The organism is Rhizorhabdus sp. GW822-FHT03C02, assembly GCF_058801765.1.
Genome location: NZ_JBXANN010000015.1, coordinates 102,891 through 117,532 on the forward strand (window position 1 = coordinate 102,891; position 14,642 = coordinate 117,532).

Below are 14,642 nucleotides of genomic sequence, written 5' to 3' on the forward strand. Positions count from 1 at the left end.
ATAGTCGCCCAGTCTGATCGTTCGGCTCCGATCGATCGATTCCGATCGCTCGGGGGAGGCGCGCATGACGGTCATCGTCCATCATCTCGAAAATTCGCGCTCGCAGCGCGTGCTCTGGCTGCTCGAGGAACTCGGCATCGACTATGAGGTACGGCGCTACGAGCGCGACCCGAAGACGATGCTGGCGCCGCCCGAGTTGCTCAAGATCCACCCGCTCGGCAAATCGCCGGTGATCGAGCATGGCGGCCGGATCGTCGCCGAGACCGCCACCATCGTCGAATATCTGGTCGCGGTCGCCCGCGGCGAACTCGGCCCGCCGCCCGATGGCGACGGCGCGCTGCGCTGGCGCTATTTCCTCGATTATGCCGAAGGGTCGTTGATGCCGCCGCTGCTGCTCAGCCTCGTCATCGCCAAGATGGGGCCGTTCGGCTGGGTCGCGCGCGGCCGGGTGAAGAAGATGGCGATGGCGCATATCGACTATGTCGAGGCTGAACTCGCCACCCATCGCTGGTTCGCCGGCGACACCTTCAGCGCCGCCGACATCATGATGAGCTTTCCGCTCGAGGCCGCCCGCCAGCGGCTGAAACTCGATGGCCGCCGTCCGACGATCATCGAATGGCTCGACCGCATCCATGCGCGTCCCGCCTATCACAAGGCGCTCGAAGCCGGTGGTCCCTATGCCTATGCATAGGGCAGGTGCGCTGCTCACCGGTCTGGCCGCGATCCTGCTGCCCGCCGCTGGGCCGCCCCCCATCGACGATGGCGACGCGATCGGCAGCACCGCCGAACATGCCGCGGTGCTGGCGGCGACGGCCGCCTATTTCGAGGCGCGCGACAAGGGCGACTATGCACGTGCCTATCGCCAGATCGGGCCCAGCATGACCGCCTATCTGACGCCCGCGCTCTACGAGGATGCCGGCCGGCGCTTCGCGGCGGAGGCGGGCGCCTGGCAGGGGCGGGTCGTCACCCGGCTGACCTGGACCCGTGACCCGCCCGAGGCGACGCGCCCCGGCCTCTATGTCGCCGCCGATTTCACCGCGCGCTATGTCAATCTCGAGCTGATGTGCGGCTATCTGATGTGGCGCAAGGCCGACAATGGCCGGTTCGAGCTGGTCCGCGAGGAACAGAATTATATCGATCGGCCCGCCGTCCAGACGATGGCCCCCGAACAGCGCAAGGGCCTGCCCAGGCTGTTCGGCTGCGTCGACCGTCCGGACGACGACAGCCATTGAACGAAGATCGATCGGGTTTCGCGATGTTCGACGCCGGTACGATGTCCGGCATCTTCCATATTGCGATGGGGTCGCCTAAGTCGTCGGAATGACTTCGACCAACGACATCCGCCGATCCTTCCTCGACTATTTCGCGGCCGCCGGGCACGCGGTGGTGCCGTCGGCGCCATTGGTGCCGCACAACGACCCGACGCTGATGTTCGTCAATGCCGGGATGGTGCCGTTCAAGAACGTCTTCACCGGGCTCGAGACCCGGCCTTATTCGACCGCGACCTCGGCGCAGAAATGCGTGCGGGCCGGCGGCAAGCATAATGATCTCGACAATGTCGGCTATACCGCCCGCCATCACACCTTCTTCGAGATGCTCGGCAATTTCTCGTTCGGCGATTATTTCAAGGACCAGGCGATCACCCATGCCTGGACCCTGCTGACCCGCGACTGGGGGCTCGACAAGGACCGGCTGACCGTCACCGTCTATCATACCGACGACGAGGCGTTCGACCTGTGGAAGAAGATCGCCGGGCTTCCCGAAAGCCGGATCATCCGTATTCCGACCAAGGATAATTTCTGGGCGATGGGCGACAACGGTCCGTGCGGTCCCTGTTCCGAGATCTTCTACGATCATGGCGATCATATCCCCGGCGGCCCTCCCGGCAGCCCCGACGAGGATGGCGATCGCTTCGTCGAGATCTGGAACAACGTGTTCATGCAGTTCGAGCAGCTCGACAACCAGATCGTCGGGAACCTGCCCAAGCCGTCGATCGACACCGGCATGGGGCTCGAACGCATCGCCGCGGTGATGCAGGGCGTCCATGACAATTACGACACCGACACCTTCAAGGCGCTGATCGCGGCGTCGGGCGAGCTGACCAAGACCGTCACCACCGGCGCCAACAAGGCGTCGCACCGGGTGATCGCCGATCATCTGCGCTCGGCGGGTTTTCTCGTCGCCGACGGGGTGCTGCCCGCCAACGAAGGTCGCGGCTATGTGCTGCGCCGGATCATGCGCCGGGCAATGCGCCACGCCCATCTGCTCGGCGCCCCCGAGCCGCTGATGCACCGCCTGGTGCCGAGCCTGGTCGCCGAAATGGGTGCCGCCTATCCCGAACTGGTCCGCGCCCAGCCGCTGATCGAGGAGACCCTCAAGCTCGAGGAGGTCCGCTTCCGTCAGACGCTCGCCAATGGCCTGCGGCTGCTCGACGAGGCGACCGGATCGATGGCGCAGGGCGACACGCTGGCCGGCAGCGTCGCCTTCAAGCTCTACGACACCTATGGCTTCCCCTATGACCTGACCGAGGATGCGCTGCGCGCGCAGGGGCTGTCGGTCGATCGCGCCGGCTTCGACGCGGCGATGGCGGAACAGAAGGCCGCCGCCCGCGCCGCCTGGAAGGGGTCGGGTGACAAGGCCTCGTCCGAGGTCTGGTTCGACATCGCCGAGGAACATGGCGGCACCGAATTCACCGGCTATGTCAGCGAACAGGGCGAAGGCCAGCTGATCGCGATCGTCAAGGACGGCAAGAAGGTCGATAGCGCGACCGTCGGCGACGAGGTGATGCTGGTGACCAACCAGACGCCTTTTTATGGCGAAAGCGGCGGCCAGATGGGCGATGCGGGTACGATCCGCGGCGAAGACGGTCTGTTGATCGAGGTCGGCGACACGTCGAAGCCGCTGGGCCGGCTTCACGCGATGCAGGGCGTGGTCAAGGCCGGCACGGTCAAGCCCGGCGATGCGCTGCAGCTATCGGTCGACGGCGATCGCCGTAGCCGGATCCGCGCCAATCACTCGGCTACCCATCTGCTTCATGCGGCGCTGCGCAACCGTCTGGGCGGCCATGTCACCCAGAAGGGCAGCCTCGTCGCCGCTGATCGGCTGCGCTTCGATTTTTCGCATCCCAAGCCGATGACCGCCGAGGACATCGCCGTGGTCGAGGCTGAGGTGAACCGCCATATCCGCGAGAATGAGGATGTGACGACCCGGCTGATGACCCCCGACGACGCGATCGCCGCGGGCGCGATGGCGCTGTTCGGCGAAAAATATGGTGATGAGGTCCGAGTGCTGTCGATGGGGCAGGCCGACACCAACAGCTATTCGGTCGAACTGTGCGGCGGCACCCATGTGTCGGCGCTCGGCAACATCGCCATTTTCAAGATCATCGGCGAAAGCGCGGTTGCCAGCGGCGTGCGCCGCATCGAGGCGCTGACCGGCGAGGGGGCACGGGTCTGGCTCAACGGTCGCGACGAGCGGCTCAAGGAAGCCGCCGCCGCGCTCAAGACTTCGCCCGACGAGGTCCCGGGCCGGATCGCAGCGCTGGTCGAGGAACGCCGCAAGCTCGAGCGCGAACTCGCCGAAGCGAAGAAGGCGCTCGCGCTCGGCGGCGGGGCCGCCAAGGCCGAAGCCGCCGGGCCCGAGGACGTCGCCGGCATCGCCTTCCTCGCGCAGGTCGTCGAGGGGCTCGATCCCAAGGGGCTCCGCGGGCTGGTCGACGAGGCCAAGGGCCGGATCGGATCGGGGGTCTCGACCATCGTCGCGGTCAACGAAGGCCGCGCCAGCGTCGCGGTCGGCATCACCGACGATCTCGTCGGCCGGATCAGCGCGGTCGATCTCGTCAAGGCCGCGGTCGCGGCGCTCGGTGGGCAGGGCGGCGGTGGCCGCCCCGATATGGCGCAGGGCGGCGGTCCCGATGGTGCGAAGGCCGCCGATGCAGTCGCCGCGGTGAAGGACCTGCTCGCGAAGGTGCCGGCCTAACCCGACCCCCGGACACCGTCATGCTGAACTTGTTTCAGCATCCACTCTACCGCTCGGGAACGCTCCCTTGTCGCACGGTGGACCCTGAAACAAGTTCAGGGTGACGAAGAACAAGGGGAAGCATCCCCTTGATAAGTTGACCTAAACTTCCGTGCCCGCGTCCCTCAGCCGCCGTCCCCGGATCGGCGGCTCGCGGTCGGTCTCGCTCATCTCCATGATCTTGGCGCGCAGTTCGGCGCGTTTCTCGTGGATCGAGGCGATCACCGGTCCCATCGCGATGCCGAGATCGACCAGCACCGCTTCGGACAGTTGCAGCGAGCTTTCGAGCGTCTCGGGCACCGCGTCGGTCGCTCCCGCGCGATAGAGTTCGGCGGCATGGTTGGGGTCGCGGGCGCGGGCTACGATCGTCAGGTCGGGGTGGAGCGCGCGCGCGCGACGGGTGATCCGCACCGTCTGGACCGGATCGTCCATCGTCAGGATCAGCGCGCTCGCATCTTCCAGCGTCAGATGTTCGAGCATGCCGGGGCGGGTGATATCGCCAAACGTCGCATTATAGCCGCGGCGCCGGACATGAACGATCGTGTCGATATTGGCGTCGATCGCCAGATAGGGGCGCTTGTGCGCATCCAGCATCTGCGCGACCAGCCGGCCGACCCGGCCGAACCCGGCGATGACCACCCGGCCGCTGGTCTCGCGCGGCGCCTCCTGCGGTCCGTCATGCTCGCGTGCCGAGATTCGCAGCGCGACGTCATGCCCGATTCGCGCGAGCACCGGGGTGATCGTCAGGCCGATCGCGGTGACCATCTGCCAGAAGGCGGCGGTCTGCGGCGCGATCAGCGCGGCCTGCGCGGCGACCCCGAGCACGATCAACGTCGTCTCGGAAGGGGCCGACATCAGCAGCCCGGTTTCGGTCGCCACCGCGCGCGCCGCGCCGGTGAAGCGCAGCAGCAGCCCGGTGATCAGGGTCTTGATCACGACCACGCCGGTGACCGCCAGCGCCAGCGTCGGCCAGTTCTCGAGGATCATCGGCAGGTCGAGCGACATGCCGACCGAGATCAGGAACACCCCAAGCGCCAGCCCCTTGAACGGTGCGGTCACCAGTTCGACCTCGGCGTGATAGTCGGTCTCGGCGATCAATATGCCGGCCAGCAGCGCCCCGACGATCGGCGACAGGCCCGAGGCGGTGGTCGCGACGCTGGCGAGGATGACGACGAGCAGGCTCGCCGACAGGAACAGTTCGGGATTCTTCGCGCGCGCGGCCTGCGCGAACAGCCGCGGCAGCAGGAAACGCCCTCCCACCATCATCACGATGATCGTCGCGATGCCGAAGCCCAGCGTCCGCGCGATTCCGTCCCAGCCGCCGGACGCGCCATAGGGCGCCAGCGCGCCGAGGATGAAGATGATCGGCACCAGCGCCAGATCCTCGAACAGCAGCATCGCGAAGGCATTGCGGCCGACCGCGCCGGTGGTGCCCGCGATCGGCAGGACGAGCGCGGTCGACGACAGCGCGAGCGCGAGCCCCAGCCCCAGCGCGCCGCCCCAGCCCTGGCCGGTCAGATAGAGGCCTCCGCCGAGAATCGCCGCCGACATCAGCAATTCGGCCGAGCCGAGCCCGAACACCCGTTTGCGCATCGCCCATAATCGCCGGAACGACAGTTCGAGCCCGATCGAGAACAGCAGCAGGATGATGCCGAATTCGGCGAAGGGCTCGATCGCGTGCGGATTGCTGATCGTCACATAATAGAGCCAGGGATGTTCGGGGACGAGCGCGCCGAGCGCGGTCGGGCCGACCAGCGCCCCGACCAGGATGAAGCCGATCACCGGCGAGATCTTCAGACGCGCGAAGGCGGGGATCACGAGACCGGCGGCCCCCAGGATCACCAGCGCATCGCTGAAAGCGACGGTATTGAGCGAAAAAGCCATGCTGGGACTTTGGCGGCTGAAAGTGCAAAATGCCAGCCGAAGCGTTCGCCGATGGGAGATTGCGATGAACCGAGCCTCGATATCGCCATTGCTGATCGTCGGCGGCGGGCCGGCGGGGATGATGGCGGGGCTGTTGTTCGCGCGGGCGGGGGTGCCGACCCGGGTGCTCGAGAAGCATGGCGACTTCCTGCGCGACTTTCGCGGCGACACCGTTCATCCGTCGACGATCGCGCTGTTCGACGAGCTCGGATTGGCCGAACGGCTGCTCGCACGCGACCATGATCAGGTCGCGGAGGTCAGTGCGCGGGTCGGCGGCCATGACTATCGCGTCGCGGATTTCCGCCATCTGCCGGTCCGCCACCGCTTCATCGCGATGATGCCGCAATGGGAGTTTCTCGACTTCGTCGCCGGCGAGGCACGGCGCCTGCCGGGTTTCGACCTCGACATGAATGCCGAGGCGGTCGGCCTGATCGAGGCAGCGGGCAGGGTGACCGGCGTCCGGCTGAAGGACGGGCGCGCGATCGCGGCCAGGCTGGTGATCGCCGCCGACGGGCGCGGTTCGGTGCTGCGCGATGCCGCCGGGCTCCCGCGCGAGGATCTGGGAGCGCCGATCGACGTCTTCTGGTTCCGGCTGTCGAAGCCCGACCAGCCCGGCAACCGCACCATCGGCCAGTTCGCGGCCGGCACGGTGATCGCGATGATCGACCGCGGCGCCTATTGGCAATGCGCCTTCGTCTTCGCCAAGGGCGGTGCCGACCATATCCGCGCGCTCGGGATCGAGGCCTTTCGCCGTCGCGTCGCCGACACCGTGCCCGAGGTCGCCGCGGTCGTCGGCGAGATCGGCTCGTGGGACGATGTGAAGCTGCTTTCGGTGTCGCTCGACCGGCTGACCCGCTGGCATCGTCCCGGGCTGCTCGCGATCGGCGATGCCGCGCATGCGATGTCGCCGGTGGGCGGCGTCGGCATCAACCTGGCGATCCAGGACGCGGTCGCCGCCGCCAACATCCTCGCCGCCCCGCTGGCCGCCGGCGCGGACGTCGACGGGCTGCTCGCGAAGGTCCAGGCGCGGCGGATGTTCCCGACCCGGGTGGTGCAGGCGATGCAGCGCGCGGTCCATGCCAACATCCTGGGACCGACTTTATCGCGCGACACGGGCGAAAGGACTCCACCCTGGGCGCTGCGCATGCTCGACCGCTTGCCGCTGCTCCAGCGGATTCCGGCGCGGATCGTCGGACTGGGCGTCCGGCGTGAGCATGTAAGATCACCGGAAGCGGCAGATTAATCTTTGTAACGGTACCACTTACCCACCGTCATGCTGAACTTGTTTCAGCATGACGAAAAAGCCAAGTGGGCAGCCCCCAAAACAAATCACCCCGGCGGTCAGGCCGGGGTGACATGTCGTCGCCAATGCCTTCGGAAAGGATCAGGCCCAGGCGGCCATTTCCTTTTCGAGGTTGACGCGGATCTGTTCGAAGAACTGCTCGGTCGTCATCCAGGGCTGGTCGGGGCCGATCAGGATCGCGAGATCCTTGGTCATGCCGCCGGCTTCGACCGTCTCGATGCAGACGCGCTCGAGGGTTTCGGCGAACTTCACGACGTCCGGGGTCTCGTCGAACTTGCCGCGGAACACCAGGCCCTGGGTCCAGGCGAAGATCGATGCGATCGGGTTGGTCGAGGTCGCCTTGCCCTGCTGGTGCATGCGATAGTGGCGGGTGACGGTGCCGTGCGCCGCCTCGGCCTCGATCGTCTTGCCGTCGGGCGACATCAGCACCGAGGTCATCAGGCCGAGCGAACCGAAGCCCTGCGCGACGGTGTCCGACTGGACGTCGCCGTCATAGTTCTTGCAGGCCCAGACGAACTTGCCGCTCCACTTAAGCGCCGAGGCGACCATGTCGTCGATCAGGCGATGCTCGTAGACGATGCCGGCCGCCTTGAACTTGTCGGCGAAGTCGGCGTCGAACACCTCCTGGAACAGATCCTTGAAGCGGCCGTCATAGGCCTTGAGGATCGTGTTCTTGGTCGACAAATAGAGCGGCCATTTGCGGTCGAGCGCGTAGTTCATGCTGGCGCGCGCGAAATCGCGGATCGACTCGTCGAGATTGTACATGCCCATCGCGACGCCGGCGCCCGGGAACTGGAACACTTCCTCGTCGATCTTCTCGCCATTGTCGCCTTCCCAGACGAGGCGCAGCTTGCCGGGGCCAGGGACGAGGAAATCGGTCGCCTTATACTGGTCGCCGAACGCGTGGCGGCCGACGACGATCGGATCGGTCCAGCCCGGCACCAGCCTGGGGACGTTCTTGATCACGATCGGCTCGCGGAACACCACGCCGCCCAGGATGTTGCGGATCGTGCCGTTGGGCGACTTCCACATCTTCTTGAGCTTGAACTCCTCGACGCGCGCTTCGTCGGGGGTGATCGTCGCGCACTTCACGCCGACGCCATATTTCTGGATCGCCTTGGCGGAATCGATCGTGACCTGATCGTTGGTCTCGTCGCGATGCTCGACCGAGAGGTCGAAATATTCGAGATCGATGTCGAGATAGGGCTTGATGAGGCGCTCGCGGATCCATTCCCAGATGATCCGGGTCATCTCGTCGCCGTCGATCTCGACGAGCGGGGTCTTCACCTTGATCTTCGCCATATCCCACATACTCCCGTAAGAAAATTCCTCCGGGTCCCTATTGCACGATATCGCCGCGATCAACCTTCGAGCGTCGATATTCGCAAGGCCGATGGAACCCGGCCGGTGCCGCGGCGATTGTCACTACCGCGGCGCGGCATTAGGGTGGGGCGATGACATCACTCGACAAACCGGACATCGGCACCACGTCGGTCAAGTGGCGCTGGCCCAGCGTGCACCCCGAAGGCCGCAAATTCGTGCTCCTCGCCGCCGTGATCGCGCTGGTGTTCGCGCTGATGGCCTGGGAAACGCTGGCATGGCCGATGGCGGGCGTGACGATCTGGGTCGCGGCCTTCTTCCGCGATCCGATCCGCACCACCCCGGTTGGCGAGGGGCTGGTGATCGCGCCCGCCGACGGGCTGGTCACGATGATCGTGACGGTGCCGCCGCCGCGCGAGATGGCCGGCGAGGAGGGTCTGGGCGATGCGCCGATGACCCGGGTGTCGATCTTCATGTCGGTGTTCGACGTCCATATCAACCGCACCCCGATCCCCGGTATGATCAAGCGGGTCGCCTATATTCCCGGCAGCTTCCTCAACGCCGATCTCGACAAGGCGAGCGAGGAGAATGAACGCCAGCATATCCTGGTCGAGGGCGCCGACGGCACCCGGATCGGCTTCACCCAGATCGCCGGCCTCGTCGCACGGCGGATCGTCCCTTTCGTCAAGCCGGGCGATATCGTCGGTCTCGGCCAGCGGATCGGCCTGATCCGCTTCGGCAGCCGGGTCGACGTCTATCTTCCGGCAGGCACCGGCCACCGGGTCGCGATCGGCCAGCGGACCATTGCCGGCGAGACCGTGATCGCCGGGCTCGGTGAGCCCGAACGGGCGATCGGGGTGGCCCAGTGATGCGCCCTCGTCGCGAGAATATCCGCCGCGGCATTCCCGCACGCGCGGTCGCTCCCAATGCGGTGACGGCGCTCGCCTTGTGCTCGGGCCTCACCGGCGTGCGCTTCGCGATCGGCGGCGACTGGGAAAAGGCGCTCTTCGCGATCGCGATCGCCGGCGTCCTCGACGGACTCGATGGCCGCGTCGCGCGGATGCTCAAGGGCGAGAGCCGCTTCGGCGCCGAACTCGATTCGCTGTCCGACGTGATCGCCTTCGGGGTGTCGCCCGCAATCATCATGTTCCTGTGGTCGCTGCAGGACATTCCGCGCTTCGGCTGGATCTTCGCGCTCTGCTACGCGGTGTGCGCGGCGCTTCGCCTCGCGCGCTTCAACGCCGCGCTCGATACCGTCGATCAGCCGCGCAAGAGTGCGGGCTTCCTTACCGGGGTTCCGGCGCCGCTGGGGGCGGGGATCATGCTGGTGCCGGTCGCGCTCTGGCTGTGGAGCGATGTCGCCTTCTTCCGCGAACCGGCCTTCATCTGCTTTTGGGCGGTGATGTCGGGGTCGCTGATGATCTCGGATGTCGCGACCTATAGCTGGTCGTCGCTGCACATCTCGCGCGGCTGGCGACTGCCCGCGCTGCTGATCGTCGCGATGGCGGGTGCGGCCTTGTTCACCGTGCCCTGGCATACGCTCAGCCTGCTGATGCTCTTTTATCTAGCGACGATTCCGTTCAGTGCCTTTTCCTATTCGCGGGTCAGGCGGCGCGCAGCGCCAGCGCCGGCGGCGGGACCAGGCGGGCCTGCCTGATCACCCGCACGCGGCGCTCGCCGCGCGGGCGCAATGGCGCGACCGGTTCGGGAACGGCGCCGAGCGCCTTGAGGATCAGCGGCAGTTCGGCGCGAATCGTCGACACGAGAACGGCAAGCGATAGGGTCAGTACGGCGGCGAAAGTGGCAAGGCTCAGAACATGAAGCATTATCTTCGTCCTTCGATCGTCGTCCGTCCCCCTCGTGCCGGCGCATTTTATGCCACCGAAAGCGCGTGAAACGGCTCCACGTTCCCTGTGTTCTCTTTTTGTTCCCATCAGTCAAGCCTTGATTTCCAACGGCGGGTCGCATAAAGGCGCGCCCATTCCACATGTGGGGCGCACATACCGGTGCCGGGTTTCCCGGTTCCTGCCCCACAGAGGTCAAACCGGGTAAGGAGAAAATCCTATGGCGGCTCCCACCGTCTCCATGCAGGCGTTGCTCGACGCCGGCGCACATTTCGGTCACCAGACTCACCGCTGGAATCCGAAGATGAAGCCGTATCTCTTCGGGGATCGCAACGGCGTTCACATCATCGATCTGTCGCAGACCGTGCCGCTGATGGCGCGCGCGCTCGACTTCATCGCCCAGTCGGTCGCCCATGGCGGCAAGGTGCTGTTCGTCGGCACCAAGCGCCAGGCGCAGGAGCCGATCCGCGACGCGGCGCTCCGTTCGGGTCAGCATTATGTCAACCATCGCTGGCTGGGCGGCATGCTCACCAACTGGAAGACGATCTCGGGTTCGATCAAGCGCTTCAAGACCCTCGAGGAGCAGCTTTCGGGCGACACCCATGGTCTCACCAAGAAGGAAGTGCTCCAGCTCACCCGCGAGCGCGACAAGTTCGAGCTGTCGCTCGGCGGCATCCGCGACATGGGCGGCATCCCGGACGTCATGTTCGTGATCGACGCCAACAAGGAAGAGCTGGCGATCAAGGAAGCCAACACGCTGGGTATCCCGGTCGTCGCGATCCTCGATTCGAACGTCTCGCCCGACGGCATCGCCTTCCCGATCCCGGCGAACGATGACGCGGCGCGCGCGATCCGCCTCTACTGCGATGCGGTGGCCGAAGCGGCGACCCGCGGCGGCAACGATGCCCGCCAGGTTCGCGGCGAGGATTTCGGCGCGGCGGTCGAGCCGCCGGTCGAGGCCGCGCTCGCCACCAGCTAAGGTCGTCCGGGCATCTGCCCGGAGGCCGAGAACAAGCGGGCCGGGCCATGATGTCATCATCATGACCCGGTTCCGATCGACAGGAGCGGGGGTAGAGGCGGCAACGCTTCTCCCCCTGTTCGTTAACTGAGCCCCTGTTCGCTCAACTGAGAAGGAACGAGAATATGGCGGAGATCACCGCTGCTGCCGTCAAGGACCTGCGCGAGAAGTCGGGCGCCGGCATGATGGACTGCAAGAAGGCGCTGACCGAGAACAACGGCGACATGGACGCCGCGATCGACTGGTTGCGCACCAAGGGCCTCGCCACCGCCGCCAAGAAGTCGAGCCGCACCGCGGCCGAAGGTCTGGTCGGCGTTGCCGTCGAGGGCACCCGTGGCGCCGCGGTCGAGGTCAACTCGGAAACCGACTTCGTCGCGAAGAACCAGCAGTTCCAGGATTTCGTCGGCACCGTCGCCAAGCTCGCGCTGTCGACCGGCAACGAGATCGAGGCGCTCGGCGCCGCGGCCTGGCCCGAGGGCGGCACCGTCACCGAGAAGCTGACCGCGAACATCGCCACCATCGGCGAGAACCAGACGCTGCGTCGCGCCAAGGTCGTCGAAGTGTCGCAGGGCGCGGTCGTGCCTTATGTCCATAACGCGGCGGCCCCCGGCCTCGGCAAGATCGGCGTGCTCGTGGCGCTCGAGGGCGATGCCCCGGTCGCCGAGCTCGAGGCGCTCGGCAAGCAGATCGCGATGCACATCGCGGCAGCCTTCCCGCAGGCGCTGACCGAGGATGGCCTCGACCAGACCGTGATCGAGCGCGAGCGCGCGATCGCCGCTGAAAAGGCCGCCGAATCGGGCAAGCCGGCCAACATCATCGAGAAGATGGTCGAGGGCGCCGTCGCCAAGTTCCGCAAGGAAAACGCGCTGCTCAGCCAGCTGTTCGTGATGGACAACAAGACCCCGATCGCCCAGGTGATCGCGTCGGCCGCCAAGGCCGCCGGTGGCTCGATCGTGCTGAAGGACTATGTCCGCTTCCAGCTCGGCGAAGGCATCGAGAAGGAAAGCAGTGACTTCGCCGCCGAAGTGGCAGCGGCCGTCAAGGGCTGATTCCGGTCTTATGAGGGGCCCGTCCACCCGGCATCGTGCCGGGCGGGCGGGCCTTTTCGTTGACCGCTTGGCAGTGGGCGCGACCGCCTCTAAGGTGCGCGCCCAGCCCCATAATCGACAATAACAGGACGAAGAATTTGGATCGCCCGCGCTTCAAGAGAATCCTGCTGAAGCTGTCCGGCGAGGTGCTGATGGGTTCGGGCCAGTTCGGCATCGACCCGGAGACGGTTTCGCGCGTCGCCCAGGAGATCGCCGGCATCGCCCGCGACCATGAACTGTGCCTGGTGGTCGGCGGCGGCAACATCTTCCGCGGCCTGGCCGGCGCCGCGCGCGGCATGGACCGCACCAGCGCCGACTATATGGGCATGCTCGCGACCGTGATGAACGCGATCGCCGTCCAGAACGCGCTCGAACAGATCGGCGTCGAAACCCGCGTCCAGTCGGCGATCCCGATGGCGACGGTGTGCGAGCCGTTCATCCGCCGCCGCGCCGAGCGGCATCTGGAAAAGGGGCGGGTGGTGATCTTCGCCGCCGGCACCGGCAATCCCTATTTCACCACCGACAGCGCCGCGGCGTTGCGCGCCGCTGAGATGGGCTGCGAGGCGCTGTTCAAGGGCACCTCGGTCGACGGCGTCTATGATGCCGATCCCAAGAAAGTCGCGACCGCGACCCGCTACGACACCGTCACCTTCAACAAGGTGTTGTCGGACGACCTCAAGGTCATGGATGCCAGCGCGATCGCGCTGTGCCGCGACAATGCTATTCCGATCGTCGTTTTCAACATCCGCGAGCAGGGAAACCTGGCGGAGGTTCTCGCCGGCCGTGGCATCGCCACGATCGTGCAGAATTAACAGGAGAGTCCGTCAATGGCCGCCTACAACAAATCCGATCTCGAGCGCCGCATGGCGGGCGCCGTGGAATCGCTGAAGGGCGATCTGATCGGCCTGCGCACCGGTCGCGCCTCGGTCAACCTGCTCGATCCGGTCACGGTCGAGGTATATGGTGCCCAGATGCCGCTCAACCAGGCCGCCACCGTCACCGCGCCCGAGCCCCGGATGCTCTCGGTGCAGATCTGGGACAAATCGAATGTCGGCCCGGTCGACAAGGCGATCCGTTCGGCGGGCCTCGGCCTCAACCCGATCATGGACGGTCAGACGCTGCGCATCCCGATCCCCGACCTGACCGAGGAGCGCCGCAAGGAACTCGCCAAGCTCGCCAGCCAATATGCCGAAAAGGCCCGGGTCGCGGTGCGCAACGTCCGCCGCGACGGCATGGATTCGCTCAAGGTCGACGAGAAGAAGGGCGAGATCAGCGAGGACGATCGCAAGCGCCGCGAGACCGAAGTGCAGAAGCTGACCGACGCGACGATCGCCGAGATCGATGCGGCCTCGGCGGCCAAGGAAAAGGAAATCCTGGGCAAGTGAGCGGCCTTTCGGCCAACCCCGTTGCCAGCGCCGCTAGTGGAACGGGTGGGGGCCCGCGCCACGTCGCCATCATCATGGACGGCAATGGCCGCTGGGCGAAGCGCCGCTTCCTGCCCCGCGTCGCCGGCCATCGCGCGGGCGCGGAGGCGGTCCGCAAGACCGTCACCGCCGCCGCCGATCTCGGGTTGTCCGCGCTGACGCTCTACGCCTTCTCGTCGGAGAACTGGCGCCGCCCGGCGGAGGAAGTCTCCGACCTGATGGGCATATTGCGCCATTATCTGCGTGCCGAGGTCGAGGAACTGCACCGCAACGGCATCCGCCTGCGCACGATCGGCGACATCGGCGGGCTGAGCGGCGACCTGATCGACCTGATCAGGGACGGGGTGGAGCGGACCGCCGGCAATCGCCGCCTCGATTTCGTGCTCGCGCTCAACTATGGCGGCCAGGACGAACTGGTCCGCGCGGTGCGCGACATCGCCGGTGCGGTCGCCGACGGCAGCCTCGCGGCGGGCGACATCGATGCGGCGGCGATCGAACGCCGGCTCGACACCAGCGACCTGCCGCCGCTCGACCTGCTGATCCGCACCTCGGGCGAGCGGCGCCTGTCCAACTTCATGCTGTGGCAGGCGGCCTATGCCGAGCTGCTGTTCGTCGATACGCTCTGGCCCGATTTCGACGGCGAGGCGCTGTCGGCCGCGATCGCCGATTTCGGCACAAGAGAGCGCCGCTTCGGCGGGCGATAAG

The 14,642-nt window shown here is 66.4% G+C and carries 14 protein-coding genes; 11 read left to right on the top strand and 3 right to left on the bottom strand.

Annotation, left to right across the window (positions count from 1 at the left end; all coding sequences use genetic code 11):
- Nucleotides 1-64: 64 nt before the first annotated feature.
- The 3 genes from AC1RM6_RS26900 (at nucleotide 65) to alaS (ending at nucleotide 3,978) form a co-directional block, all read left to right on the top strand.
- Nucleotides 65-691, top strand: a complete 627-nt coding sequence (locus AC1RM6_RS26900; RefSeq protein WP_493107063.1) for a glutathione S-transferase family protein — start codon at nucleotides 65-67, stop codon at nucleotides 689-691.
- The gene (locus tag AC1RM6_RS26905; protein WP_493107064.1) at nucleotides 684-1,232 is read left to right on the top strand and encodes a DUF4019 domain-containing protein; all 549 of its coding nucleotides are present in this window, start codon (nucleotides 684-686) and stop codon (nucleotides 1,230-1,232) included. Before AC1RM6_RS26900 ends, AC1RM6_RS26905 begins: the two co-directional genes overlap by 8 nt.
- An 88-nt stretch (nucleotides 1,233-1,320) precedes the next feature.
- Complete coding sequence (alaS, locus tag AC1RM6_RS26910; protein WP_493107066.1) at nucleotides 1,321-3,978, top strand: alanine--tRNA ligase; 2,658 nt, start codon at nucleotides 1,321-1,323, stop codon at nucleotides 3,976-3,978.
- A 141-nt stretch (nucleotides 3,979-4,119) separates the two neighbouring features.
- Here alaS and AC1RM6_RS26915 read toward each other — a convergent pair whose 3' ends face one another.
- On the bottom strand, nucleotides 4,120-5,901 hold the full coding sequence (locus AC1RM6_RS26915) for a cation:proton antiporter domain-containing protein (RefSeq protein ID WP_493107068.1): 1,782 nt from the start codon (nucleotides 5,899-5,901) through the stop codon (nucleotides 4,120-4,122).
- A 64-nt stretch (nucleotides 5,902-5,965) separates the two neighbouring features.
- On the opposite strand from AC1RM6_RS26915, the gene AC1RM6_RS26920 reads away from it, so the two are divergent.
- Nucleotides 5,966-7,183, top strand: coding sequence for an FAD-dependent oxidoreductase (locus AC1RM6_RS26920; protein ID WP_493107070.1), 1,218 nt, complete (start codon nucleotides 5,966-5,968; stop codon nucleotides 7,181-7,183).
- Between the two features lie 141 nt (nucleotides 7,184-7,324).
- On the opposite strand, the gene AC1RM6_RS26925 is transcribed toward AC1RM6_RS26920, so the two are convergent.
- Nucleotides 7,325-8,545, bottom strand: coding sequence for an NADP-dependent isocitrate dehydrogenase (locus AC1RM6_RS26925; RefSeq protein ID WP_493107072.1), 1,221 nt, complete (start codon nucleotides 8,543-8,545; stop codon nucleotides 7,325-7,327).
- Between the two features lie 152 nt (nucleotides 8,546-8,697).
- Here AC1RM6_RS26925 and AC1RM6_RS26930 point away from each other — a divergent pair, with 152 nt between their 5' ends.
- Nucleotides 8,698-9,432: a phosphatidylserine decarboxylase gene (locus tag AC1RM6_RS26930; RefSeq protein ID WP_493107074.1), complete on the top strand. Its 735-nt coding sequence runs from the start codon at nucleotides 8,698-8,700 to the stop codon at nucleotides 9,430-9,432.
- Nucleotides 9,432-10,220 (top strand): CDP-alcohol phosphatidyltransferase family protein, encoded by a 789-nt coding sequence (locus AC1RM6_RS26935; protein WP_493107076.1) that lies wholly within the window; start codon nucleotides 9,432-9,434, stop codon nucleotides 10,218-10,220. The genes AC1RM6_RS26930 and AC1RM6_RS26935 overlap by 1 nt, the downstream gene beginning before the upstream one ends.
- Here the strand turns inward: AC1RM6_RS26935 and AC1RM6_RS26940 are convergent.
- Entirely contained in the window at nucleotides 10,168-10,389 is a 222-nt protein-coding gene (locus AC1RM6_RS26940; protein WP_493107078.1) for a hypothetical protein, read from the bottom strand. The genes AC1RM6_RS26935 and AC1RM6_RS26940 overlap by 53 nt on opposite strands.
- A gap of 238 nt (nucleotides 10,390-10,627) precedes the next feature.
- Between AC1RM6_RS26940 and rpsB the strand changes: the two genes are divergently transcribed.
- The 5 genes from rpsB to AC1RM6_RS26965 all read left to right on the top strand — a co-directional run bounded on the left by rpsB (nucleotide 10,628) and on the right by AC1RM6_RS26965 (nucleotide 14,641).
- Nucleotides 10,628-11,386, top strand: a complete 759-nt coding sequence (gene rpsB / locus AC1RM6_RS26945) for a 30S ribosomal protein S2 (protein ID WP_493107080.1) — start codon at nucleotides 10,628-10,630, stop codon at nucleotides 11,384-11,386.
- A gap of 164 nt (nucleotides 11,387-11,550) precedes the next feature.
- Nucleotides 11,551-12,474, top strand: a complete 924-nt coding sequence (gene tsf / locus AC1RM6_RS26950; protein WP_493107084.1) for a translation elongation factor Ts — start codon at nucleotides 11,551-11,553, stop codon at nucleotides 12,472-12,474.
- 137 nt (nucleotides 12,475-12,611) lie between these two features.
- Entirely contained in the window at nucleotides 12,612-13,325 is a 714-nt protein-coding gene (gene pyrH / locus AC1RM6_RS26955; RefSeq protein WP_493107086.1) for a UMP kinase, read from the top strand.
- A gap of 15 nt (nucleotides 13,326-13,340) precedes the next feature.
- On the top strand, nucleotides 13,341-13,898 hold the full coding sequence (gene frr, locus AC1RM6_RS26960; RefSeq protein ID WP_493107088.1) for a ribosome recycling factor: 558 nt from the start codon (nucleotides 13,341-13,343) through the stop codon (nucleotides 13,896-13,898).
- Nucleotides 13,895-14,641, top strand: a complete 747-nt coding sequence (locus tag AC1RM6_RS26965; RefSeq protein WP_493107090.1) for an isoprenyl transferase — start codon at nucleotides 13,895-13,897, stop codon at nucleotides 14,639-14,641. Before frr ends, AC1RM6_RS26965 begins: the two co-directional genes overlap by 4 nt.
- The last annotated feature ends 1 nt before the right edge of the window (nucleotide 14,642 follow it).

Coding starts and splice junctions, on each gene's coding strand:
- AC1RM6_RS26900 (WP_493107063.1), top strand. CDS start 65: ATGACGGTCATCGTCCATCATCTCGAAAATTCGCGCTCGCAGCGCGTG.
- AC1RM6_RS26905 (WP_493107064.1), top strand. CDS start 684: ATGCATAGGGCAGGTGCGCTGCTCACCGGTCTGGCCGCGATCCTGCTG.
- alaS (WP_493107066.1), top strand. CDS start 1,321: ATGACTTCGACCAACGACATCCGCCGATCCTTCCTCGACTATTTCGCG.
- AC1RM6_RS26915 (WP_493107068.1), bottom strand. CDS start 5,901: ATGGCTTTTTCGCTCAATACCGTCGCTTTCAGCGATGCGCTGGTGATC.
- AC1RM6_RS26920 (WP_493107070.1), top strand. CDS start 5,966: ATGAACCGAGCCTCGATATCGCCATTGCTGATCGTCGGCGGCGGGCCG.
- AC1RM6_RS26925 (WP_493107072.1), bottom strand. CDS start 8,545: ATGGCGAAGATCAAGGTGAAGACCCCGCTCGTCGAGATCGACGGCGAC.
- AC1RM6_RS26930 (WP_493107074.1), top strand. CDS start 8,698: ATGACATCACTCGACAAACCGGACATCGGCACCACGTCGGTCAAGTGG.
- AC1RM6_RS26935 (WP_493107076.1), top strand. CDS start 9,432: ATGCGCCCTCGTCGCGAGAATATCCGCCGCGGCATTCCCGCACGCGCG.
- AC1RM6_RS26940 (WP_493107078.1), bottom strand. CDS start 10,389: ATGCTTCATGTTCTGAGCCTTGCCACTTTCGCCGCCGTACTGACCCTA.
- rpsB (WP_493107080.1), top strand. CDS start 10,628: ATGGCGGCTCCCACCGTCTCCATGCAGGCGTTGCTCGACGCCGGCGCA.
- tsf (WP_493107084.1), top strand. CDS start 11,551: ATGGCGGAGATCACCGCTGCTGCCGTCAAGGACCTGCGCGAGAAGTCG.
- frr (WP_493107088.1), top strand. CDS start 13,341: ATGGCCGCCTACAACAAATCCGATCTCGAGCGCCGCATGGCGGGCGCC.